Below are 22751 nucleotides of genomic sequence, written 5' to 3' on the forward strand. Positions count from 1 at the left end.
TGTGACCGGTGAGCGCCGGTGCGACGGATGGGGCAGCCCCATCCGTCACGAGGCAGGACCCGCGTCACATCTGTCATTGGGAATCGCGGGCCCGCGGCGTCGGTGGCCGCGGGTACCGTATTCGCCATGAGAATCGCTTCCGTCAACGTCAACGGCGTCCGTGCCGCCGCCAAGAAGGGCATGCACGACTGGATCGCCGGCTCCGGGTGCGACGTCATCGCGCTCCAGGAGGTCCGCGCGCCGCTCGAGACCACCGCCGCACTGATCGGCGAGGACTGGCACGTGGTCGAGCAGGCCTGCGAGATCAAGGGCCGCGCGGGCGTCGCGATCGCGTCGCGCACGTCGCTGACCGACGTGCTCGCGGGCGTCGACGCGCTCGGCGGCACCATGGACGAGCCCGTCCACACCGGCCGCTGGATCGAGGCCACGGTGGCGTCGCCGTCCGGCCCCGTGCGCATCGTCTCCGTCTACATGCACTCCGGCACCGCCGGCACCCCCAAGATGGACGACAAGTACGCGATGCTCGACGCGATGACGGACCGCCTCGCGGTCCTGCGCGCGGAGTTCGACCGCGTCGTCGTCATGGGCGACATCAACATCGCGCACACCGAGAACGACATCAAGAACTGGAAGGGCAACCTCAAGTCCGCGGGGTTCCTGCCCGAGGAGCGCGCCTACCAGGACCGCTGGGTCGACGCGGGCTGGGTCGACGTCCACCGCTCGCTCGAGGGCGCCAAGCCCGGCCCCTACACGTGGTGGTCGATGCGCGGCCAGGCCTTCGACAACGACGCCGGCTGGCGCATCGACTACCAGTACGCGAGCCCGCAGCTCGCCGCGAAGGCGACCGCGGTGCGCGTCGACCGCCAGGCGTCGTGGGACTCCCGCTGGACGGACCACGCCCCGCTCGTCGTCGACTACGCGCTGTAGCCGGCCGCCGCATCGTCCCTCCACCAGGGACGATGCGGCGCGTCAGACGAGCAGGTAGCGCGGCCGGGGGATGGCGTACGTGTCGAAGAGCGCGTCCACGCGCCGCGCGACCACGTCGATCTGGGTCGCGCGCACGAGCGCGACGGCGCAGCCGCCGAAGCCCGCTCCCGCGAGGCGTGCGCCAAGCGCGCCCGCCTCGACCGCGCCCTCGACGGCGATGTCGAGCTCCGGCGTGCTCGCGCCGTAGTCGGACCGCAGCGACCGGTGCGAGGTGAACATCAGCGCGCCGATCTCCGTGAAGCGGTCGTGCGCCGGGCCGATCCCGGCGAGCTCCGCAACCGTCTCCCGCACCCGCAGGTCCTCGGTGACGATGTGGCGCGCGCGACGATGCACGGTCGGGTCCGTGATGGCGCGCACCTTGGCGATCGCGTCGGGGGAGTCGGCGAGCGCGCGCAGCGACCGCACCCCGAGGGTCGCCGCGGCGAGGGCCGCGTCGCGGCTGCGCCGGCCGTAGGACTCCCGCCAGCCGGGATCCCGCTTGCCCGTGTCGATGAGCAGCAGGCGCATGCCGTAGTCGGGGAAGTAGAGGGGGTAGCGGGTGAGCGCCGGCGGGACCTGCGAGAAGTCGAGAAGGACCGCCTCGCCGTCGGAGCAGCGGAGCACGGTGTGCGTGTCGAGCCGCCCGCACGGGAAGCCGACGAAGATGTTCTCCGACTCCCAGCACGCCTCCGCGAGCTCGATCGCGCCGGCCTCGGTGTCGAGCGCGAGCCCCCACACCGCGTCGGCGGCGCGCGCGACCGCGGCGCTGAGAGCCGCGGACGAGCCGAGCCCCGCGCTCGTCGGCAGGCACGAGTCGATCGCGAGGTCGAGCCCCGTCACCGGGTAGCCGCGCTCGGCGAGCGCCCACACCACCCCGGCGACGCGCGACGGCCAGCCGTCGTCCGCCGGGTCGAGCGCGCCGAGCGCCCCCTCCCAGCGCGGGCCCGGGCCGCGCACGTCGTCCCCCTGCGCGGTGACGACGCGCACCGCCTGGTCGTCGCGTCGGCGCGCGGCGACGAACGTGCGGTGCGTGGTGACGGTCGCGAGCGTGAGGCCCTCGCTGTAGTCGGTGTGATCGCCGACGATGGTGAGGCGTCCGGGCGCGGACGCGATCGCGTCGGGCTCGCCCTCGAACGCGTCCGCGAACAGGGCTCGGGCGCGGTCGGCACCCTCGTCGAGGCTCCAGGGCTCGAGCCAGCGAGGCGCGTCGTCGGGAACGGACGCGGTCACGCCGCCATTGTGCCAGCGCGCCCGGCCGCGCGCCGGGGCGAGCGTGCCACAATGCGAGGGTCAGCCGAGGAGGTTCCCATGGCCCGCCAGCCCGCACCCGAGCCCGAGGAGCAGCAGCCGGCGCCGGAGGCGGCTGCCGCAGCCGAGCCCGCGCCCACCGCCGAGATGCCCGCCGGATCGGCGCCGGCGGCCGAGCCCGCCGCGCCCGCCGCGCCTGCCGCCGAGCCCGTCGCGCCCGCGGCGGCGCCCGTCGCATCGTCCACGTCCCCGTCCGTGCTCGAGCGCGTCCGCACCAACCGCGTGGGCCCGCTCGCGGCGGCGCTGACCGTCGCGTTGGTGGTCGCGCTGCTGCTCGCGATCCTCGTGCCGAGCGAGCCCAACCTCTACGCCTCGGTGCTGCTGGGGCTGCTGCTCACGGCGGCGGTCGGCTTCACGACCCGCTACCTGTCGCGCGAGCACGGGCTCCTCACGCAGCTGACGGCGTTCGTCGCCACCGTCATCGGCGTGCACATCATGGCGGTCACGGGCTCGATCGACGGCGTCGTGTCGGGAGGCGCGGGCCAGCTGCTCGAGCTGATCGGCGCGTCCGGGCCGGGCTTCGACGACGCTCTCCTGGCCGCGCTCGCGACGCCCGCGGTGACCACCGGCGGGATCCTCGCGGGCCTCGTGGCCGCGATCATCGCGGGCTGGGGTCCGCGCGACCGGGACTGAAGGGCGCACGCCGGCCCCCTCCCCGCCCCCGGGACGCTCAGCGGCTACTTGCGGACGGGCGTGACGCCGAGCGAGCGCCCGGCGAGGCCGCGCTGACGCGCCGTGAGCCGGCGGGCCACGTCGCGCATCGCCTCGGCCGCGGGAGACTCCGGGTCCGAGACCACGACGGGCGTGCCGTTGTCGCCGGCCTCGCGCGCGGTGATGTCGAGCGGGATCTGGCCCAGCACGGGCACGTCGGTGCCGAGCACCTTGGACAGGCGGCCGGCCACGGTGGCGCCGCCGCCCTCGCCGAAGACATGCAGGCGCGTGCCGTCGGCCTGCTCGAGCCACGCCATGTTCTCCACGACGCCCACGACGGACTGCGAGGTCTGCGTGGCGATCGCGCCGGCGCGCTCGGCGACGCCCGCGGCCGCGGCCTGCGGGGTCGTCACGACGAGGATCTCGGCGTGGGGGAGCAGCTGCGCGACGGAGATCGCGATGTCGCCGGTGCCCGGCGGGAGGTCGAGGAGCAGGACGTCGAGGTCGCCCCAGAACACGTCGGCGAGGAACTGCTCGATCGCGCGGTGCAGCATGGGCCCGCGCCACACGACCGGCTGGCCCTCGGGCACGAACATGCCGATCGACACGGCCTTGACCTCGTGCGCGATGGGCGGCAGGAGCATGTCGTCGAGGCGCGTGGGCTGGCCCTGCACCCCCAGCATGCCGGGGATCGAGAAGCCGAAGATGTCCGCGTCGAGCACGCCGACCTTGAGGCCGTCCTGCGCCATCGCGGCCGCGAGGTTCGCGGTCACGGTCGACTTGCCGACGCCGCCCTTGCCCGACGCGATCGCGTAGATGCGCGTCATGTTGCCCGGCTGCGTGAACTGGATGACCGGCTCGGGCTTGCCGCCGCGGAGCTTGGAGCGAAGCTCGAGGCGCTGCTCCTCGGACATCACGCCGAGGTCGATGCGCACGTCGGCGACGCCGTCGACCGAGCGGGCCGCGGCGTCCACGTCCGTGGTGATGCGCTCACGCATCGGACAGCCCTGCGTGGTGAGGTCGATGCCGACCACCGCGAGGTCGCCCTCGAGGTCCACCGAGCGGACCATGCCGATCTCGGTGATGGGGCGGCGGATCTCGGGGTCGATGACCTTCGCAAGGGCGTCGCGGATGAGCTCGACGGTAGGCATGGCGTCCATCGTAGGCGCTCGCCCGGGGCGTCCCGCGCGGGTGCGGGGGGACGATGCGGCGGGCGCCGCATCGTCCGGCGTCAGCGGGTGCGGCGGGCGGGCCGGCGAGGCTCGTCGCCCGGCTCGTCGTCGTCCTCCTCGGCGCGGAGCTCCTCGAGGAGCGCGCGCAGCTCGGAGCGCACGAAGTCGCGGGTCGCGGTCTCGCCGAGGGCCTGGCGCAGCGACGCCATCTCGCGGGCGAGGTACTCGGTGTCGGCGAGCGAGCGGGCGGCCTGCTGGCGGTCCTGCTCGGCGGCCACGCGGTCGCGGTCGTCCTGCCGGTTCTGCGCGAGCAGGATGAGGGGCGCGGCGTACGACGCCTGGAGCGACAGCATCAGCGTGAGCGCCGTGAAGCCGTTCGCGGCCGAGTCGAAGCGCAGGTCCGCGGGCGCCCAGATGTTCCACGCGAGCCACGCGAGGCAGAACACGGTGAGGTAGACGAGGAAGCGCGGCGTGCCGAGGAAGCGCGCGATGCCCTCGACGACGACGCCCGCGCGGTCGGGGTTCGAGGCGCGGCGGCGGAAGATGCCGCGCTCGGCGCCCTTGGGGCGGTCGAGCCGGTCAGCCACGGGCGCCTCCCTTCGCGGGCTCCTGCGCCGCCTCCTCCTCGTCGTCCTCGTCCATGTGCTCGCGCCAGTCGCTGGGGAGCAGGTGGTCGAGGACGTCGTCGATCGAGATGGCGCCGACGAGGCGGTTCTCGTCGTTGACGACGGGCAGGGCGAGGATGTCGTAGGCGGCCATCCGGCGCGCGACGCCCGAGAGGCGGTCGCCGGGGTGCAGCGGCGCGATCGCGGGGTCGACGAAGTTGCCGATCGAGTCGTGCGGGGGCTCGCGCAGCAGCCGCTGGATGTGCACGAGGCCGATGTACCGGCCGGTCGGGGTCTCGAGCGGCGGACGCACGACGAACACCATCGAGGCGAGCGCCGGCGGCAGCTCCTGCTTGCGCACGAGCGCGAGGCACGTCGCGACCGAGGTCTCGGGGCCCACGATCACCGGCTCGGTGGTCATGAGGCCGCCCGCGGAGTCGTCGTCGTAGCCGAGCAGCTGCTCGACGTTGCGCGCGTCCTCGGGCTCCATGAGCTCGAGCAGCGCCGCCGCCTGCGGGGCGGGCAGGTCGCCCAGGAGGTCGGCCGCATCGTCCGGCTCCATCGCCTCGAGGACGTCGGCGGCGCGCTCGGAGCGCAGCGTCGACAGGAGCACGATCTGCTCGTCCTCGGGCATCTCCTCGAGGACGTCGGCGAGGCGCTCGTCGTCCAGCGCGGCCGCGATCTCCGCGGACCGCGACGGCGACATCTCCATGAGGGCCGCGGCGAGGTCGGCGGGCTTGTGGTCCTCGAAGGCCTCGATGACGAGCGACGCGCCCTGGTTCTTGTCGCGGACCGACAGCCCGGTCACCTCGTCGACGCCGACCACCAGGGCCTCGCCCCGGCGCGAGAAGCCGAGCACGCCCTTGCGGCGCTCGCCCTTGCGCACGTAGAGCTTGGTGAGGCGCCACGTCCGGGTGCGGTCCTGCTCGATCGCGATGTCCTCGATGTAGCCCGTGGAGCGGTCCTCCTTGAGCTTGACCGAGCGCTCGAACAGCTCCGCGATCGCGAGGGTCTCCCCGGGCCGCGCCTTGAAACGGCGCAGGTTGACCACGCCCGTGCAGATCACCTGCCCGGGGTTGATCGCGGTCACGCGGGTGAGGGGCATGAAGACGCGCCTGCGCCCCGGGACCTCGACCACCAGGCCCACCGCCGTGGGCGGGTTGCCGCCGGTGCGGCGGATGACGACGACGACGTCGCGGACGCGGCCCACCGCGTCGCCGATGGGGTCGAAGACGGGGGTGCCCGCGAGGCGCGCGATGTAGACGCGGTCGACTGCGGTGCTCATGGGCCAAGCGTATCCCCGGGTCAGCGTCCCTCCTGGGAGGTGGGACGATGCGGCGTGTGGCACTTGCTTCAAGGTGCCAGTTGGCGGTGGGATGGGGGCATGCGCACCACGGCCGACCAGCTCAGCGGCGTGCTCGACCACTGGAAGTCGGGCACCGGACCCCTGTACCAGCAGCTCGCCGACGCGATCGTGTCGCTCGCCGAGGCCGGGTCGCTCGAGCACGGCGCACGCATGCCGTCGGAGCGCGCGCTCGCGACGCAGCTCCACCTGTCGCGCAACACCGTCACGGCGGCGTACCAGCGGCTGCGCGACCAGGGTTGGCTCGAGGCCTCGCCCGGGTCCGCGCCCCGCCTGGGCATGCGCTCGCGGGGCGTGTCCGCGCTCACCGCGCAGGACCGGTTCTCGCGGATCCTCGTGGGGCAGGAGCCGCCGCTGGTCGCGCTTAACACCGCGTCGCCGCCGCCCGCGCCCGCGGTGTCCGAGGCGCTCGCCCGGCCCGAGACGTTCCTCGACGGGCGCGCGGCGCTCGGCAACGGCTACGCCGCGCTGGGCGACCGCGACCTCACCCTCGCGATCACCGACCACCTGCGCGCGCAGGGCGTCCCCGCCCGCGCCGACGAGATCGTCGTGACCTCCGGCGCCCAGCAGGCGCTGTGGCTCGCGGTGACGGCGCTCGCGACCGCCTCGACCCCGGTCGCGCTCGAGGCGGTGACCTACCCCGGCGTCTTCGACGCGATCGCCGCCGCCGGCTCGCGGCCGCTCGCGCTGCCGATGACCGACGCGGGGCTCGACGTCGACGGCGCCGCCAAGCTGCTGCGCGCGGCCGAGCCCGACCTCGCCTATGTGACGACGTACAACAACCCCACCGGCACCGCGCTCGCGGAGACGGACGCCGTGCGCCTGCTCGCCGCCGCATCGTCCACCGGGACCACGGTGATCGACGACCGCACGCTCGCGGACCTCGCGCTGTCCGGCACGTCGCCGCAGCCGCTCGCGGCGCTGGGGACGGGCGCCCCCGTGGTGACCGTCGGAGGGATGTCGAAGGTGTTCTGGGGCGGGCTGCGGATCGGCTGGCTCCACACGAACGCGACGCTCGCGGCGCAGCTGCGGCACCGGCGGGCGGCGATGGACCTCGGCAGCCCCGCGCTGTTCCAGCGGCTGGGGGCGCGCCTGCTGCGCGAGCGGTTCGAGGACACGCTCGCGTGGCGGCTGGCGTCGCTGCGGGAGTCGCTTGCGGCGACGCGCGAGGCGATCGCGGAGGCGGGTCTCGGCTGGGAGGCGGTCGAGCCGGCCGGCGGGCCGTCGCTGTGGGTGCGCATGCCCGGGCAGTCGGCGGAGCGCTTCGCCGAGCGGGCCGAGCGGGCTGGCGTGCCCGTGGTCGCCGGCGCGGCGTTCTCCGTGGTGCCGGGAGCCGGGGCGGATCGCTTCCGGCTGCCGTTCTACCTGCCGCCGGAGGAGATGCGGCTGGGGATCAAGACGCTCGCCGAGCGCGCGGCCTGACCGCTCTCGCGCGCCGCCCCCGCCGCCCCCGCGGCCCCCCGCACGAACCGGCGTACGGATCCACCTTCGTGCTCCGGCACCAGGGACGATGCGCGGTAGCCCGGTGAGATACGCCGGTTCCTGCGCGCGGTGGCGTGGGTTGTGCGCGGTGAGGCGGGGCAGTGCGGCTCAGGAGCCCGCCAGCTCCACGGAGCGGATCCGCGCGGCCGGGTCGAGCGACGGGTGGACGGTGATGAGCTCGTCGGCGCGCGCCTCGGCGGCGAAGGCCTCGAGCCCCTCGCGCACCTCGTCCGGCGTGCCGACGGCCGCCTTGGACATCATCGCCGCGATCTGCGCTCCCTGCGGCGTCGTGAGGAACGCGTCGATCTCGTCGTCGGTGTAGCTGCGGGCCGCCGGGCCGCGGCCGATGAGGGCGCGCACGCGGTAGCGGCGTGCGTCCGCGAGCTCGGCCCGAGCCTGGTCCGGGTCGTGGGCCGCGATCACGTTGACCCCGGCGATCACGTAGGGCTCGGGGTGGGCCTCGGAGGGCTGGTATGTGCCGCGGTAGAGCGCGACGGCCTCCTCGAGCGCCTGCGGGGCGAAGTGCGACGCGAAGGCGTACGGGAGGCCGAGCTGCGCGGCGAGCTGCGCGCCGAACAGCGACGAGCCCAGCACGTACAGCGGCACGTCCGTGCCCGCGCCCGGCGTCGCGCGGAGGCCGTCGGGGCGGTCGGCGCCGGCGAGAAGCCCCTGGAGCTCCACGACGTCCTGCGGGAAGCGGTCGGAGGCCTCGGGGGTGCGGCGCAGGGCCGCGAAGACCCCGCGGTCGCCGCCGGGCGCGCGGCCCAGGCCGAGGTCGATGCGGCCGGGGTGGAGCTCGGCGAGCGTGCCGAACTGCTCGGCGACGACGAGCGGCGAGTGGTGGGGCAGCATGACGCCGCCCGCGCCCAGGCGGATCGACGTCGTGTGGGCCGCGACGTGGGCGATCACGACCGCCGGCGCGGACGAGGCGATGGTTGCCATCCCGTGGTGCTCGGCGTACCAGACGCGCGCGTAGCCGGACCTTTCCGCGGCGCGCGCGAGCTCGACCGAGTGGGCGAGGCTCTCGGCGGCGCTGCCGCCGGGGCGGATGAAGGCGAGGTCGAGCAGGGACAGCGTGAGGGGCATGCGGGTCTCTTTCGGGGTCGTGCGGGTCCAGGGGGTCAACGCCGGGAAACGGCACCCTATGCCCGGTTGCGCCTCAGGGCGTCTTCGTCCCCGGATAGGTGATGCCCATGAGCATCATCAGAGGCGACGCGAGGCCGCTCTCGCAGTAGCTCGCGCCCGGCGTGTCCGAGTCGACGCACCGCCCGACCGTGCCGACCGGTGCGAACACGAACGCCAGCACCACCGCCCACAGGGCCCAGCGCGCGGCCCGCCGTCCTCGCTCGCTCACGGGAGCATCGTCCCACGTACCTGGATGAACGCAAGCGGCGCATCGTCCCCGGCAGGGACGATGCGCCGCTCGCGTCAGCAGGAAGGCGCGATCAGCGCGCGAGGCGCTTCATCCAGGCCTCGACCTCGTCGGGGTCGCGGGGGAGGGCGGCCGAGAGGTTCTCGGCGCCGTCCTCGGTCACGACGATGTCGTCCTCGATGCGCACGCCGATGCCGCGCAGCTCCTCGGGCGCCACGAGGTCGCCCTCCTGGAAGTACAGCCCCGGCTCGATGGTGAAGACCATGCCCGGCTCGAGGACGCCCTCGAGGTAGAGCTCGCGCTTGGCCTCCGCGCAGTCATGGACGTCGAGGCCCAGGTGGTGCGACGTGCCGTGGACCATCCAGCGGCGGTAGAGCTTGGACTCCGGGTCCTCCTGCGCCGGCGCGATGCCCCACTCGGTGAGGCGCTGCTCGATGACCTCCATCGCGGCGAGGTGGACGTCGAGGAACCGGATGCCGGGCTTGACGATCGCGAAGGCGGCGTCGGCGGCCTCGAGCACGATCTCGTACACGCGGCGCTGGAGCGGCGTGAACGTGCCGTCGACGGGCAGCGTGCGGGTGATGTCGGCGGTGTAGAGGCTCTCGACCTCGACGCCGGCGTCCAGGAGGAGCAGGTCGCCCGCGCGCACCTGACCGGTGTTGGAGATCCAGTGCAGCGTGGTGGCGTGGGGGCCGGCGGCGGCGATGGTCTCGTAGCCGACCGCGTTGCCCTCCTCGCGGGCGTGGCCGTCGAAGGTCGCCTCGATGACGCGCTCGCCGCGCTTGTGCGCGATCGCGCGCGGCAGCTCGGGCACGACCCGCTCGAAGCCCGCGATGGTCGCGTCGACCGCGTCGCGGAGCTGCTGGATCTCGTACTCGTCCTTGACGAAGCGCATCTCGGCGAGCGCGGCGCGGATGTCCTCGCCCGGCTCGGCGGCCGCGTCGATGCTCGCGGGAAGGTCCGCCAGCGCCTTGGTCGCGATGCCGGTCATCGCCTCGAACTCGGCGAGGCCGGGGCGGCGGCCGATCCAGAACTCGCCCGCGGCGGGGTCGGAGTAGAAGCCCTCGTCCCCGGGCTGGGCCGGCGGCACGAGGTAGAGGACGATGTCGTGGCCCGCGGCGCCCTCGCGGGGCTCGAAGACGAGCACGGCGCCCGGCTCGTGGTCGATGCCGAGGCCCGTGAGGTAGGTGAAGTCGCTCGACGGGCGGAAGCGGTAGTCGGTGTCGTTCGCGCGGGTCTTGAGCTCGCCCGCGGGGACCGAGAAGCGGGTGCCCGGGAACAGGTCGCTCAGGCGCGCGCGGCGCTCGGCGGCGTACGGGGCGGCCGCGATGCGCGTCACCTCGACGTCCTCGTGCGGCGCCCAGTGCTCGCCCATGAAGTCCTTGAACTCCTGGGTGGTCGGGCGGGTGGTGCGTGCCTTGTTGGTCTCGTCCTTGTCGTTCACCCGGCAATGGTCGCACGGTGCGCGGGGGCCGGGCGCCGCCGCTGGTCCCGCCCGCGCATCGCCCCGGGCCGAGCCCGCGCATCGTCCCGCGGGTGCGCAGGGACGATGCGTCAGCCGGCGATCGCGACGACGAGGGAGCCGGCCAGCAGGGCGATGCTGGTGGGGCCGAAGACCGCACGCTCGAGCGGGCTGCGCGACGCGAGGTTCGCGAGCGTCGAGAACGCGGCGAACGCGACCACCACCCACTTCAGCACCGTGACGAGGGTGCTGTCGCCCGACCCGATCACGCCGGCCCCCGCGAGCACGATCAACGCCATGCCGAGCAGCGTCAGCGCCGAGACCGCGCTGCCGAAGCGCAGCCGCCCCGGGAGCGTGCCCTCGTGGGCGCCTCCCCACGCGGCCCGGCCCCACGGCGCTCCCGCCGCGAGCGCGACCTGGAACGCCGCGACCAGCGCGAAGATCGCCGCCGTCGCCCACCCGACCATCTCGACCGCCGTCATCATGCCCCCTCAGACGAATGTCCTGCTCCTGCTCCCATCCTGACGCACGTGAGCCGCCCCGTCTCGGCGGGCCGGCGTCGGGCGACCGCGCGATACTGGGCCTGTGCGCATCGACCTCCACACCCACTCGAACGTCTCGGACGGCACGGGCACGCCCGCGCAGGTGATGCGCGAGGCCGCCGAGGCGGGCCTGGACGTGGTGGCGCTCACCGACCACGACTCGGTCGGCGGGTGGGAGGAGGCCGAGGCGGAGGCCGCCCGGCTCGGCATCGGCTTCGTGCCCGGCATCGAGGTCTCCGCGCGCGACGGACGCGTGTCGATCCACATGCTCGCGCTGTGGCCGCGGCCGGACGATGCGGCGCTCGCCGACATCCTCGCGTTCACCCGGGAGGCCCGGGTGGGCCGGGCGCAGACGATCGTCGACCGGATCTCCGTCGACTACCTCATCGACTGGGACGACGTGGTCGCGCAGGCGGGCGACGCCGCGACCGTCGGGCGCCCGCACATCGCCGACGCCCTCGTCGCGCGCGGCCACTTCGCGCACCGCGACGAGGTGTTCGCGGAGGTGCTCCACAACCGTTCCCGCTACTACGTCCACCACTACGCGCCCGAGGTGCACGACGCGGTGCGCGCGATCCGCTCCGCCGGGGGAGTGCCGGTCTTCGCTCATCCGGGCGCGCACGCCCGCGGGCGCGTGGTGCCGGACCGGGTCATCGCGTCGCTCGCCAGGGCCGGGCTGGCCGGGCTCGAGGTCGACCACCGCGACCACGACGAGGAGACGCGCGAGCGGCTCGCGGGGCTGGCGGAGAAGCACGGGCTCGTCCGCACCGGCTCGTCGGACTACCACGGCACCGGCAAGCTCAACCGGCTCGGCGAGAACCTCACGACGCCGGAGGCCTTCGCGGCGCTCGAGGCGCAGCGGTCGTAGCGGAGCCGCGCTGCCCCCAGCACCCGGGCCTAGGATGCCGACATGACCAACCCGACTCCCATGGACGACGTCTCGGTCGGCGACGAGGTGATCCGCCTGGGCCAGTTCGTCAAGCTCGCCGGTCTCGTCGACTCCGGCGGCGACGCCAAGGCCGCCATCGTGGACGGCTTCGTCTCCGTCAACGGCGAGGTCGATCGCCGCCGCGGACGCCAGCTCAGGCACGGCGACGTCGTCACGGTCGACGGACGCTCCGCGCGCGTCCGACCCTGACGAGGACGCGCCGGGCACAGGGCCGGGCACGAGAAAGGGGCGGGACCCTCGCGGATCCCGCCCCCTCGTGAAGAAGCTGCCTACTCGGCGGCCGGCTGCGCCTGCGGCGCGCCCTCGCCGGAGCCCGAGCCGCCCGAGCGGCGGCGACGGCGGTTGCGGCTGCGGCGCGGCTTGGACTCGCCGCCCTCGGAGCCGCCCTGGCCGGAGCCCGAGCCGCCCTCGGCACGGGGCTCGCGCGGCGCGCCCTCGCCCGATCCGCCCTGGCCGGAGCCCGAACCGCCGCGGCGACGGCGGTTGCGGCCGCCGCCCGAGCGGCCCTCGCCGGAGCCCTCACCCGAGCCCGAGCCGCCACGACCACCCTGGCCACGACCGCCCTGACCGCGGCCGCCCTGGCCACGGCCGCCGGCACCGGCGCCGCCGGCGTGCTTGCCGGTCTCTCCCAGGTCCTCGAGCGTCTCCGCCTCGAGGCCGGCACGCGTGCGCGCCTCCTTCGGCAGACGGCCCTTGGTGCCCTCGGGGATGTCGAGGTCGTCGAACAGGTGCGGCGACGTCGAGTACGTCTCCTGCGGCTCCGGGTAGCCCAGGTCGAGGGCCTTGTCGATGAGCGACCAGCGCGGGATGTCGTCCCAGTCGACGAACGTCACCGCGGTGCCGGTCTTGCCCGCGCGGCCGGTGCGGCCGATGCGGTGCAGGTACGTCTTCTCGTCCTCGGGGCACTGGTAGTTGACCACGTGCGTGACGTCGTCGACGTCGATGCCGCGCGCCGCGACGTCCGTCGCGACGAGGATGTCGATCTTGCCGGTGCGGAACGCGCGCAGCGCCTGCTCGCGGGCGCCCTGGCCCAGGTCGCCGTGGATCGCGCCTGCCGCGAAGCCGCGGTCGCGGAGCTCGTCGGACACCTTCGCGGCGGTGCGCTTGGTGCGCGCGAACACGACGGTGAGGCCGCGGCCGTTGGCCTGCAGCATGCGCGCCAGCACCTCGACCTTGTCGAGCGCGTGCGCCCGGTAGACGACCTGCTTGATCGCCTTGACGGTGGCGCCGTCGTCGTCCGGGTCGGCCGCGCGGATGTGCGTGGGCTGCGTCATGTAGCGGCGCGCGAGCGCGACCACGGCGCCCGGCATCGTCGCGGAGAACAGCATGGTGTGGCGCGACGCGGGGGTAGCGGCGAGCAGCTTCTCGACGTCGGGCAGGAAGCCGAGGTCGAGCATCTCGTCGGCCTCGTCGAGCACCACGGTCTTGATGAAGCGCAGGTCGAGGTGGCCCTGGTTGAGCAGGTCGATCATGCGGCCGGGGGTGCCGACGACCACGTCGACGCCCTTCTGCAGCGCCTCGATCTGCGGCTCGTACGCTCGGCCGCCGTAGATCTGGACGATGCGCACGGCACGCTTGCGCGACGCGGTCTCGAGGTCGTTCGCGACCTGGACGGCGAGCTCGCGGGTCGGCGCGACGATGAGCGCCTGCGGCTTGCCCTGCGAGTCGCCGAGGCCCTCGTAGGCCGGCTCGCCGGGGGCGGCGGTGCGCTGCAGCGCGGGGATGCCGAAGCCCAGCGTCTTGCCGGTGCCGGTCTTGGCCTGGCCGATGATGTCGTGGCCGGACAGCGCGACCGGGAGGGTCATCGCCTGGATGGGGAACGGGGTGGTGATGCCCTTGTCGGCGAGCGCCTCGACGATGCGGGGGTCCACGTCGAAGTCGGCGAAGGTCTTGTCGGGCGTCTGCACGCTGGCGTGCGTCTCTGTCATGGTGCTCCGATGAATTCGGGGGCGCGCGGGGCGCCGATGGCGGGCAGCCGATCGCGAATCATCCTCAGAGCGGCTCGTCGCTGTCTTCAGCGGTACCGCGTTTCACATGACGACCGGTCAGCCCCGGGTCAGGACACAGTGTACCGGGCACCCCTCACCCGGCGGTAGGGACCGACGATGCGCGCGTCGCGGACAGCACGAAGGCCCGGGGAGCATCGTCCCCGGGCCCTCGTGGTCGTCTTGGTGCGGCTACGCGCCGAAGCCGACGCGGCGCTTGGTCTCCTCGCCGATGTCCACGTAGCCGAGCGCGGCGCCGGGGACCACCACGCGACGCCCCTTGGCGTCCGTGAGGTCGAGCGTGCCTCCCTTGGTCGCCGCCGCCACCGCCGCGGCGACCGCGTCCGCCGACATGTCGGTGTCGATCGCGATCTCACGCGACACGTTCTGCACGCCGATCCTGATCTCCACAGCCGTCTCCAATGCTCGTGATGCCTTTGGTCTGCCCTTATCCTAGGGCGATGACTCGGCGGTCCGGAGGCCTGTTCGCGGGCAGGGGAATCGCCCTTCCCGGCTGGCGGGTGACCCTCATCGCCGTGGTCCTGTGCTTCGCCGTGGGTCTCGGAGCGGGCTGGGTGACCGGCCAGGTACCGGGGTGGTACCGGGCGTGGAGCGCGGACCCCGAGCCCAGCGCGTCCCCGAGCGTGAGCGAGACCCCCGAGCCCGAGGTGAGCCTCCCCGCGATGGAGCCGATCACACGCGTGCTCGACGAGGACGACGCGGCGGCGGGCGTCGTCACGACGACCGTGCCCGAGCGCGGCGCCGGCACCTTCTCGACGGCCTCGACCGCGAGCCGCACCGCCGCTCCGTCGGTCTCGCCCGACGCCGCCGACGGCCCCACCCGTTACGTGCGCATCGACGTCGAGGACGGCGTCACGGTCGACGAGGACGCGCTCGTCGACCACGTGATGGCCACCCTGCAGGACGAGCGCGGCTGGGGCTCCGCGGGTCGCCTCCAGTTCGTCGTCACGGACGGCGCGGCGGATGTGCAGGTGGTGCTCGCGACCCCGTACACGATCGCCACGCGCTGCCCCGATGGGGCCGAGGCGACGGCGGACGATGCGGACGGCTCCCCCGAGCCGACGTGCGCCGAGCAGGGCATCGTGCCGGTGTCCATCTACGACTGGACGGCGGGCCTCGACCGCTACGGCAAGAACCGCAACGGCGCCCGCGCCTACCTGCTCAACCACGGCGTCGGGCTCGTGCTCGGCGAGGAGGAGGTCACGTGCACCTCCGGCGTCGCCTCGGTGATGGTCGACCAGACCGACATGCCGAAGGCCTGCAAGACGAGCGCATGGCCGTTCCCCGGCGCCGCGAAGTCCGGCTGACCGGCGCGGTGGCGCACGCGGTGTCGGACCCTTCTGGTGGGATCGGCGCATGACCGCGCTCCGCCTGCTGCCGGCGCCCCCGGCCCCGACCGCGCCCGAGCTGGACGAGGCGCAGCGGGCGGCGGTCGAGGCCGCGCTCGCGCCGTCCCGCCCCGGCGATCCCGGCCACCTCGTCGTCGTCGGCGCCCCCGGCGCCGGCAAGACCACCCTCGCCGGCGCGCTCGCGCTCGAGGCGGCGCGCCGGGGCGTCGACCCGGGACGCCTGCTCGTCCTCTCCGCGACCCGCGCGGGCGCCGCGCGGCTGCGCGACCACGTGTCGCTCGCGCTCGACCGTCCCGTCGGCGCGCCGGTGGTGCGCACCGCCTCCTCCGCAGCGCACGCGATCCTCACGGCGCAGGCGACCGCGCTCGGCGACCCGCCGCCCGTGCTCGTCACCGGCGCCGAGCAGGACCAGATCCTCCGCGAGCTCCTCGAGGGGCACCGCGCCGGGCTCGGGCGCGCGCCCGACTGGGGCGGCGCCGTGCCGCCCGAGGCCACCGCGCTCGCGGGCTTCCGCGCGGAGCTGCGCGACCTGCTCATGCGCGCGAGCGAGGCCGGGCTCGATCCCGACGCCCTCGCGCGGCTCGGCGACGCGACCGGCCGGCCGGAATGGCGCGCCGCCGCGGACCTCATGGACGAGTACGACGCCGTCCTCGGCTGGCGGTCGCTCACGCCCGACCAGGGCGCGCGCTTCGACCCCGCCGTCGTGGTCGCGCAGGCCGCGCACGTCCTGGAGACGTGGGACGCGCCCGGCGACCGCCCCGCGTGGGAGCTCGTCGTGGTGGACGATGCGCAGGACCTCACCCGCGCCGGCGTGCGGCTGCTGCGCGCGCTCGCCGCGGGAGGCGCCCGGCTCGTGCTGCTCGGGAACGCCGACGAGGCGGTGCAGGGCTACCGCGGCGCGGTCCCCGCGATGCTCGCCGCGGCGACCGGCACGGACGGCCCCGGCGGCTTCGGGGCATCCCTGCTGCGCCTCGGGCCCGGGCACCGCCAGGCGGGGGCGCTCGCCGCGGTGACCGCGGCCGCCGTGAGCCGCATCGGCACCGCCGGGGCCGGATCGGCGCGCGTCGCCGTGCCCGCCCCCGAGACCTCCGACGGCGTCGAGATCCTGGTCGCCGCGCATCGTCACGCGCACTCCCGTGCGATCGCGCAGGCGCTGCGGCGCGCGCGCCACGGCCTCGACGGGCCGGAGACGCCGTGGGGCGAGATGGTCGTCGTCGCGCGCTCGAGCGCGCGGCTGCGCGAGATCCGCGCGGACCTCGCCGCCGCCGACATCCCGTGCGAGACGCTCGGCGACGGCACCGCGCTGCACGCCGAGCCGGCCGTCGCGCCGATCCTCACCCTCATGCGTCGCGCGGCGCAGGCCGCGCGTGGCGAGGACGCGGCGTGGGAGGAGGCCGAGGCGGTCGAGCTGCTCGGCTCCCGCATCGTCGGCATCGACCCGGTCGCGATGCGCCGCCTGAGGCGTGCGCTCGTGCGGGAGGAGCGCCGCGGCGGCGGCACCCGCACGTCAGCCGAGCTGCTCGTCGACGCGATCGCGGCCCCGGAGCGGTGGGCGAGCCTCGGCACCCCGGAGGCGCGGCTCGCGGAGCGGGCCTCGCGCGCGCTCCGCGCGGGCGCCGCGGCGGCCGAGGCCGGCACGCCGGCCACCGTCGCGTGGGCGGTCTGGGACGCGCTCGGCGTCGCCGACGACTGGCGCACGGCGGCGCTCGCGGGATCCGCGCGCGACGACGCCGACCTCGACGCCGTCATCGCCCTCATGCGCGCCGCGGCCATCTACGTCGAGCGGATGCCGTCGGCGTCCGCCGAGTCGTTCGTCGACCACCTCGAGGGGCAGGACTTCGCCCCCGACACGCTCGGCGCGCGGGCGCGGGTCGAGGACGCCGTCGCGTTCTGCACGCCCGCGTCGGCCGCCGGCCGCGAGTGGGACACCGTCGTCGTGGCGGGCCTCGAGGAGGGCGCCTGGCCGGACACGCGCCTGCGCGACGCGGTGCTGGGCGCGCACCAGCTCGCGGAGATCCTCGCGGGTCGTGCCGCGGCGGCGCCGCTCGAGCCGCAGGCCCGCGCCGCGTGGGCGCGTGCCGCCCGCCGCGCGGTCGTCGACGACGAGACCCGCGCGTTCGCGGTCGCCGTCTCGCGCGCACGCCGTCGCCTCGTCCTCACGTGCGTCGACGGGGAGGACGAGCGTCCCTCGCGGTACCTCGCCTTGGCCGGCGCGGCGGCCGGAGTCGAGCCGGTGCGCGCGGACGCGACGCCCCGGGTCACGGACCTGCGCTCGGCCGTCGCGTCGGTGCGGGCCGGCGCCGCCGACGCCGAGGGGCCCGCGCGGGACGCCCACGTCGAGGTCCTCGCACGCCTGGCCGCGATGGGCGTCGCGGGCGCCGATCCCGACGAGTGGCACGGCGTCCCCCCGTTCTCGACCGAGGTCGGCATGTGGGACGACGACCAGCCGGTGCGGGTGTCGCCCTCGCGCCTCGAGGCGCTCGAGACGTGCCCGCTGCGGTGGGCGCTCGAGACCGCCGGCGGCAGCGCGGCCGCGTCGGAGAAGCAGAGCCTCGGCACGCTCGTGCACGAGGTCGCCGCGGAGCTGCCGCACGGCACGCACGCCGAGCTCGCGGCCGCGCTCGAAGAGCGCTGGCCCGAGATCGCCGGCACGGACACCTGGCCGGACCGCGTCCTCAAGGACCGCGCCGACGCGATGATCCGGCGGCTCGCGGGCTACGTCGCGGGCGTCAAGGCGGGCGAGGTGCGCGTCGAGCAGCCGTTCAGCGTGCAGATCGGCCGCGCCGTCGTCGCCGGCAGCGCCGACCGCGTCGAGGTCACCGACGGCACGGCGCGCATCGTCGACCTCAAGACCGGGCAGGCGGTGTCCAAGAAGGACGCCGAGGAGCACGCGCAACTCGCGATGTACCAGCTGGCGGCGGACCACGGCGGCTTCGGCGGGGTCGTGGAGGCGGACGGTGCCGCGCTCGTGTTCGTCGGCGGGTCGACGCAGGGCGCGAGCGAGCGGGTGCAGCCCGCGATCGACGTGGAGAAGGAGCGGGCACGCCTCACCGCGGCGGTCGACACGATGGCGCGGGGCACCTTCACCGCCATCACGAACGACCGCTGCGCGTCGTGCCCGGTGCGGCGCTCGTGCCCGGCGTGGCCGAGCGGAAGGCAGGTGACGGACGGATGACCGAGGTGGACCTCGCGGACGAGGGCCTCGTCCGGGGCGCGGGCCGCTCGGCCGATGCGCTCGCGCGGCTCGTCACGGGCCGCCCGCCCACGCCCGAGCAGGCCGGCGTGATCGGCGCGGGGCTCGACCCCATGCTCGTCGTCGCGGGCGCGGGCTCGGGCAAGACGGAGACGCTGTCGCTGCGCATCGTCTACCTGCTCGACCACGCGAAGGAGCTGTTCGGCACCGCCATCAGCCCCGACGAGATCCTGTGCCTCACGTTCACGCGCAAGGCGGCCGCGGAGATCGCCGAGCGCGCCGAGCACCGCATCGCGACGGCCTTCGGCGAGGATCCGTCGCGCCCGCCCGCCTCGGTGTCCACCTACAACGCGTACTCGGCCCAGCTGGTCGCCGAGCACGGGCTGCGCCTGGGCATCGACCCCGACGCGACGACGCTCACCGCGGCCGCGCTGTGGCAGCTCGCCTCGGACGTGGTGACGTCGTGGACCGCGCCGCTCGACACGGACGCCGCCGTCAGCACCGTCACCGCGGCGATCTCGCGGCTGGCCGGTCAGCTGCGCGACCACGACGTCGCACCCGAGTTGCTGCGCGAGTGGGCCGTCGGCGCCCTCGCCGCGCTCGAGGAGCTGCCCAAGAACGCGGGCGACCGCGCCCCCGGCCCGCTCACCACCCGCACCGGCAGCCCGAACGACCATGCCAAGCGCATCGCGAAGCTGCGCACCCTCGCGGCCGTGTCCGCGCTGGTCGAGGAGTTCCAGCGGCGCAAGCGCGAGGCCTCGCAGCTCGACTTCGCGGATCAGGTCGCCTTCGCGGCCGAGCTGTCGCGGCTCGACGCGGTCCAGGCGGTCGAGCGCGGGCGGTACCGCGCGATCCTGCTCGACGAGTTCCAGGACACGTCGCCGGGCCAGTTGCGGCTGTTCGCGCGGCTGTTCGGCGCGGACCACCACGTCATGGCCGTCGGCGACCCCAACCAGGCCATCTACGGCTTCCGCGGCGCCTCCGAGAGCGCGCTGCCGATGTTCGTCGAGGAGTTCGCGCACGGCCGTGAGGTCCGCCAGGCGAGCCTGTCCGTCTCGTGGCGCAACGAGGGCTCCGTGCTGGACGTCGCGAACGCCGCCGCGGGCCCGCTGCGCGAGGCCTCCCGCGTCGAGGTGCTCCCGCTCCGCTCCCGGGCCGCCTACCTGGGCCATGACGAGCCGACGCGCCGCGCGCCGGGCGTCGACGGCCTCGTCACCGAGGACCACGTCCAGGAGGCCGATGCGGTGGTCGCCTACCTCCAGGTGCGCCGCGCCGAGCTGGGGCCCGACGAGCAGGGACGGCCCCGCGACGCCGCGATCCTGTGCCGCCGTCGCGCGCAGTTCGCGGCCATGGTCGAGGCGCTCGTGCGGGCGGGCGTCGACTACGAGGTGGTCGGGCTCGGCGGTCTTGTCGACACCCCCGAGGTGTCGGACCTGGTCGCGCTCCTCGAGATCGCGCACGACCCGTCCCGCGGCGACTCCGCGATGCGCCTGCTCACGTCCGAGCGGGTCGCGCTCGGCATCCGCGACCTCGCCTCGCTGCAGGACTGGGCGCGCGAGCTCGCGGGGCCGCGCGAGGCGCGCGACAGCGAGTCCAGCCTCGTCGACGCGCTCGCGACCCCGCCCCCCGCGGGCTGGGTGTCGCGCGAGGGCCGGTCGCTCAGCGCCGTCGCGCACGGCCGTATCGTCCGGCTCCAGCGGGCGGTCGACGCGATCCGCACCCGCACCTACCTGTCGTTGCCCGAGCTCATCCTCGCCGCCGAGCGGGCGTGGGGCCTCGACATCGAGGCGGCGGTCGCGCGTCCCGACGGCCGCGCCGCGCGCAACGTGGACGCGTTCGTCGACGCCGCCCGGCAGTTCGCCGCGGGAGCCGAACGCGCGACGCTCGGCGCGTTCCTCGCGTGGCTCGAGGCGGCGCGCAGCGAGGAGGGAGGGCTCGAGCTGCCCGTCAAGGAGCCCGAGCCGGGCGCCGTCCAGGTGCTCACCGTGCATGCCGCGAAGGGCCTCGAGTGGGACGTCGTCGCCGTGCCGGGCCTGGTAGACGGGCACTTCCCGTCCGTCGGTGAACCATCCTCGCGCCGCCCGTACTACACGGATGCCGGCTGGCGCGGGCGCGGCGTCGAGCTGCCGTACGAGCTACGGCTCGACCGCGAGGACCTGCCGCACTGGGACTGGCGCTCGGCCGCCGACCACGGCACGCTCGCGGACTCCCTCGAGGACTTCGAGCGGGCATGCGGCGAGCACCGCGTCGCGGAGGAGCGCCGGCTCTTCTACGTCGCGGTCACGCGCGCCCGCTCACACGTGCTGCTGTCCGCCTCGTGGCGCGTCGGCGGCGCGACCGTGCGCACGCCGTCGTGCTACCTGCGCGAGCTCGTCGACCTGGGCATGCTGTCCGACTCCGGCTGGGCGCCGCGACCCGAGGACGATGCGGCGGTCGCCGTCGAGCCCGTCACCGCGGCATGGCCCGCGCCGCCGACCGAGGCCCAGCTGGGACGGCGCGCGCTCGCGCAGGACGTGCGCGGCGCGATGGCGGGTGGCGCCGAGGCGGGTCAGGACCCGGCGGACGCCGCGTGGGAGCGGCTGCCGCTCGGGCGGGAGATCGCGGCGATGCTCGAGGAGCGGCGCGAGCGCGAGCGGGGCGTCGGCGACGTCGCGCTGCCCGCGCACCTGTCGACCTCGGGCCTGGTGTCGCTGCGCCGGGACCGCGAGGCGTTCACGGCGCAGCTGAGGCGGCCGCTCCCGGCGGAGCCGACGCCGGCCGCGCGCCGCGGCAGCCTCCTGCACGCCTGGATCGAGGCGCAGTACGGGCATGTGCCGCTGCTGTCGCTCGACGACCTGGGCCCCGGCGAGGATGAGGCCGACCTCGAGGCGCTCAAGGACGCCTTCGCCCGTTCGGAGTGGGCGGGCCGCACGCCCAGCCACATCGAGGTCGACGTCGAGCTGCCCGTCGGCGGCGTCACCGTGCGCTCGCGCATCGACGCGGTGTTCCCCGCGGGCGCGGGGCTCGACCGGGTGACGGTCGTCGACTGGAAGTCGGGGTCCGCGCCGCGCGATGCCGAGGAGCGCGCGGCCCGCGAGGTGCAGCTCGCGGTCTACCGCCTCGCGTGGTCCGAGTGGACGGGGGTGCCGCTCGCGGACGTCGACGCGGCCTTCCACTACGTGCGGGACGACGCGACGGTGCGTCCGGAGCGGCTGCTCACGCGGGAGGAGATCGAGGCGCTGCTCGCGCCGGCGCACCGCTGAGAAGCGGGGAGGAGGGTCAGTCCTCGAAGAGCATCGCCTCGAGGTCGGCCAGCATGCCCTCGCCGTCGGCGATCACGTCCGGGTTGTCGGTGCGGACGCCGTACATGAGCCAGCGCATAAGGGCCATCTCGGACGCGAGGCGCGCGCGGTCGAGCAGGTGCGGGTCGCGCATCTCGCGACGGCGCCCGTGGTAGGCCTCGACCACGGAGTCGAGCACGTCGTCGGGCGCGGCGGCGACCAGCCACGCGAGGTCGTCCGCGGGGTCCGCGACGCGCGCGTCCATCCAGTCGACGATCCCCGAGACCGAGCCGTCCGCGACGTAGACCTGGTGCTCGCCCATGTCGCCGTGGACCACGGTCGGGTCGAAGCGCCACCACGACACGTTCTCGAGCTGGTGCTCCCACCGGTCCGCGAGGCGCGGCGGCACCTTGCCGGTCTGGATGCCGGCGTCGAGCTCCGCGAGGCGGCGCTCGCGGTACTCCTCCGCGGTGTACGCGGGCAGGCCCTGGTCCTCGATCACGGTGATGGGCAGCTCGTGGATCTCCGCGAGGGCGCGTCCCACGGTCGCGGCGAGCCCCGGACCGGGCTGGAGCGCGGCGAGCATGAGCTGCGCGCCGGGCACCTCGGTGTAGACGACCGCGCGGCCCGTGTCGTCGCTCAGCTCGGCCGCGCCCACGGGGTGCGGCACGGCGAACGAGACGAGCCCCGCCTCCTTGGCGCGGGCGAGCGCGTTCAGCAGGCCCTTCTCGGCCTCGAGCGCGGCACCGGCGGCGGCACGCTTCGGCGCGCGCACGATCCACCGCTGGCCGGTCGAGTCCTTGACCACGACGACCTCGAAGTCGGCGTCGGTGTGCGGGCTGCGCAGGACGTCGTAGACGTCGAGCCCGGGCACGGCGACGGTCGCCAGGGCGGCGAGCGCGAGCGGTGAACGAGGCACAGGCTCACCGTAGAGCGAACCCGGCGCACGCGCCACGCTCCACGCCGCACGGGCCAGGCACGATGCGCGCCCGAGCGCCTCGCCGCCGAGCCGCTGCCCCCTCGCCCGCCCGCCTGCCCGCCCGCGCACGACACTCACCTACCCATGCGGCG

The 22751-nt window shown here is 75.1% G+C and carries 19 protein-coding genes; 8 read left to right on the forward strand and 11 right to left on the reverse strand.

Translation table 11 applies throughout. The annotated features are described in order from the left end of the window. Window positions 1–126: 126 nt before the first annotated feature. Window positions 127–927: an exodeoxyribonuclease III gene (locus AOM07_RS06440; RefSeq protein WP_062311991.1), complete on the forward strand. Its 801-nt coding sequence runs from the start codon at window positions 127–129 to the stop codon at window positions 925–927. A gap of 42 nt (window positions 928–969) precedes the next feature. On the opposite strand, the gene AOM07_RS06445 is transcribed toward AOM07_RS06440, so the two are convergent. Next, the gene (locus AOM07_RS06445) at window positions 970–2196 is read right to left on the reverse strand and encodes a galactokinase (RefSeq protein ID WP_062311992.1); all 1227 of its coding nucleotides are present in this window, start codon (window positions 2194–2196) and stop codon (window positions 970–972) included. Window positions 2197–2274: 78 nt separating this feature from the next. On the opposite strand from AOM07_RS06445, the gene AOM07_RS06450 reads away from it, so the two are divergent. After that, window positions 2275–2907, forward strand: coding sequence for a hypothetical protein (locus AOM07_RS06450; RefSeq protein ID WP_062311993.1), 633 nt, complete (start codon window positions 2275–2277; stop codon window positions 2905–2907). 44 nt (window positions 2908–2951) lie between these two features. On the opposite strand, the gene AOM07_RS06455 is transcribed toward AOM07_RS06450, so the two are convergent. From AOM07_RS06455 to AOM07_RS06465, 3 genes are all read right to left on the reverse strand, one after another. Then, on the reverse strand, window positions 2952–4076 hold the full coding sequence (locus tag AOM07_RS06455) for an Mrp/NBP35 family ATP-binding protein (RefSeq protein WP_082101388.1): 1125 nt from the start codon (window positions 4074–4076) through the stop codon (window positions 2952–2954). Window positions 4077–4156: 80 nt separating this feature from the next. Then, window positions 4157–4684 (reverse strand): DUF1003 domain-containing protein, encoded by a 528-nt coding sequence (locus AOM07_RS06460; protein WP_062311995.1) that lies wholly within the window; start codon window positions 4682–4684, stop codon window positions 4157–4159. Next, entirely contained in the window at window positions 4677–5987 is a 1311-nt protein-coding gene (locus tag AOM07_RS06465) for a magnesium transporter MgtE N-terminal domain-containing protein (RefSeq protein WP_062311996.1), read from the reverse strand. The genes AOM07_RS06460 and AOM07_RS06465 overlap by 8 nt, the downstream gene beginning before the upstream one ends. A gap of 99 nt (window positions 5988–6086) precedes the next feature. Between AOM07_RS06465 and AOM07_RS06470 the strand changes: the two genes are divergently transcribed. Further along, window positions 6087–7487 carry an aminotransferase-like domain-containing protein gene (locus AOM07_RS06470; RefSeq protein ID WP_062311997.1) on the forward strand — a complete coding sequence of 467 codons (1401 nt, stop codon included), beginning with the start codon at window positions 6087–6089 and terminating at the stop codon, window positions 7485–7487. 168 nt (window positions 7488–7655) lie between these two features. Here the strand turns inward: AOM07_RS06470 and AOM07_RS06475 are convergent, their stop codons facing one another. From AOM07_RS06475 to AOM07_RS06485, 4 genes are all read right to left on the reverse strand, one after another. Next, on the reverse strand, window positions 7656–8633 hold the full coding sequence (locus tag AOM07_RS06475) for an LLM class flavin-dependent oxidoreductase (RefSeq protein WP_062311998.1): 978 nt from the start codon (window positions 8631–8633) through the stop codon (window positions 7656–7658). Between the two features lie 73 nt (window positions 8634–8706). Continuing rightward, on the reverse strand, window positions 8707–8901 hold the full coding sequence (locus AOM07_RS14670; RefSeq protein WP_156165483.1) for a hypothetical protein: 195 nt from the start codon (window positions 8899–8901) through the stop codon (window positions 8707–8709). A gap of 91 nt (window positions 8902–8992) precedes the next feature. Further along, window positions 8993–10363: an aminopeptidase P family protein gene (locus AOM07_RS06480; protein WP_062311999.1), complete on the reverse strand. Its 1371-nt coding sequence runs from the start codon at window positions 10361–10363 to the stop codon at window positions 8993–8995. 110 nt (window positions 10364–10473) lie between these two features. Continuing rightward, window positions 10474–10863 (reverse strand): hypothetical protein, encoded by a 390-nt coding sequence (locus AOM07_RS06485; protein WP_156171836.1) that lies wholly within the window; start codon window positions 10861–10863, stop codon window positions 10474–10476. 103 nt (window positions 10864–10966) lie between these two features. On the opposite strand from AOM07_RS06485, the gene AOM07_RS06490 reads away from it, so the two are divergent. Next, window positions 10967–11791, forward strand: a complete 825-nt coding sequence (locus AOM07_RS06490; protein ID WP_062312000.1) for a PHP domain-containing protein — start codon at window positions 10967–10969, stop codon at window positions 11789–11791. Between the two features lie 42 nt (window positions 11792–11833). Continuing rightward, window positions 11834–12061: an RNA-binding S4 domain-containing protein gene (locus AOM07_RS06495; protein ID WP_062312001.1), complete on the forward strand. Its 228-nt coding sequence runs from the start codon at window positions 11834–11836 to the stop codon at window positions 12059–12061. 80 nt (window positions 12062–12141) lie between these two features. On the opposite strand, the gene AOM07_RS06500 is transcribed toward AOM07_RS06495, so the two are convergent. Then, window positions 12142–13800, reverse strand: coding sequence for a DEAD/DEAH box helicase (locus tag AOM07_RS06500; protein ID WP_084830153.1), 1659 nt, complete (start codon window positions 13798–13800; stop codon window positions 12142–12144). Window positions 13801–14049: 249 nt separating this feature from the next. Next, window positions 14050–14268: a DUF3107 domain-containing protein gene (locus AOM07_RS06505; RefSeq protein ID WP_062298558.1), complete on the reverse strand. Its 219-nt coding sequence runs from the start codon at window positions 14266–14268 to the stop codon at window positions 14050–14052. Between the two features lie 50 nt (window positions 14269–14318). Here AOM07_RS06505 and AOM07_RS06510 point away from each other — a divergent pair, with 50 nt between their 5' ends. Genes AOM07_RS06510 through AOM07_RS06520 form a run of 3 tightly spaced genes read left to right on the forward strand, consistent with a single transcriptional unit; the run spans window position 14319 to window position 21662 of the window. Beyond that, window positions 14319–15185: a DUF3152 domain-containing protein gene (locus AOM07_RS06510; protein WP_169748134.1), complete on the forward strand. Its 867-nt coding sequence runs from the start codon at window positions 14319–14321 to the stop codon at window positions 15183–15185. Window positions 15186–15234: 49 nt separating this feature from the next. Further along, on the forward strand, window positions 15235–18402 hold the full coding sequence (locus AOM07_RS06515; RefSeq protein WP_062312004.1) for a UrvD/REP family ATP-dependent DNA helicase: 3168 nt from the start codon (window positions 15235–15237) through the stop codon (window positions 18400–18402). Beyond that, window positions 18399–21662, forward strand: coding sequence for an ATP-dependent helicase (locus tag AOM07_RS06520; protein ID WP_062312005.1), 3264 nt, complete (start codon window positions 18399–18401; stop codon window positions 21660–21662). Before AOM07_RS06515 ends, AOM07_RS06520 begins: the two co-directional genes overlap by 4 nt. Window positions 21663–21678: 16 nt before the next feature. Here AOM07_RS06520 and AOM07_RS06525 read toward each other — a convergent pair whose 3' ends face one another. Continuing rightward, window positions 21679–22599, reverse strand: coding sequence for a phosphotransferase (locus AOM07_RS06525; RefSeq protein WP_062312006.1), 921 nt, complete (start codon window positions 22597–22599; stop codon window positions 21679–21681). Between the last annotated feature and the right edge of the window lie 152 nt (window positions 22600–22751).

This window comes from Demequina rhizosphaerae (assembly GCF_000971255.1).
In the GTDB taxonomy this organism is placed as follows: domain Bacteria; phylum Actinomycetota; class Actinomycetes; order Actinomycetales; family Demequinaceae; genus Demequina; species Demequina rhizosphaerae.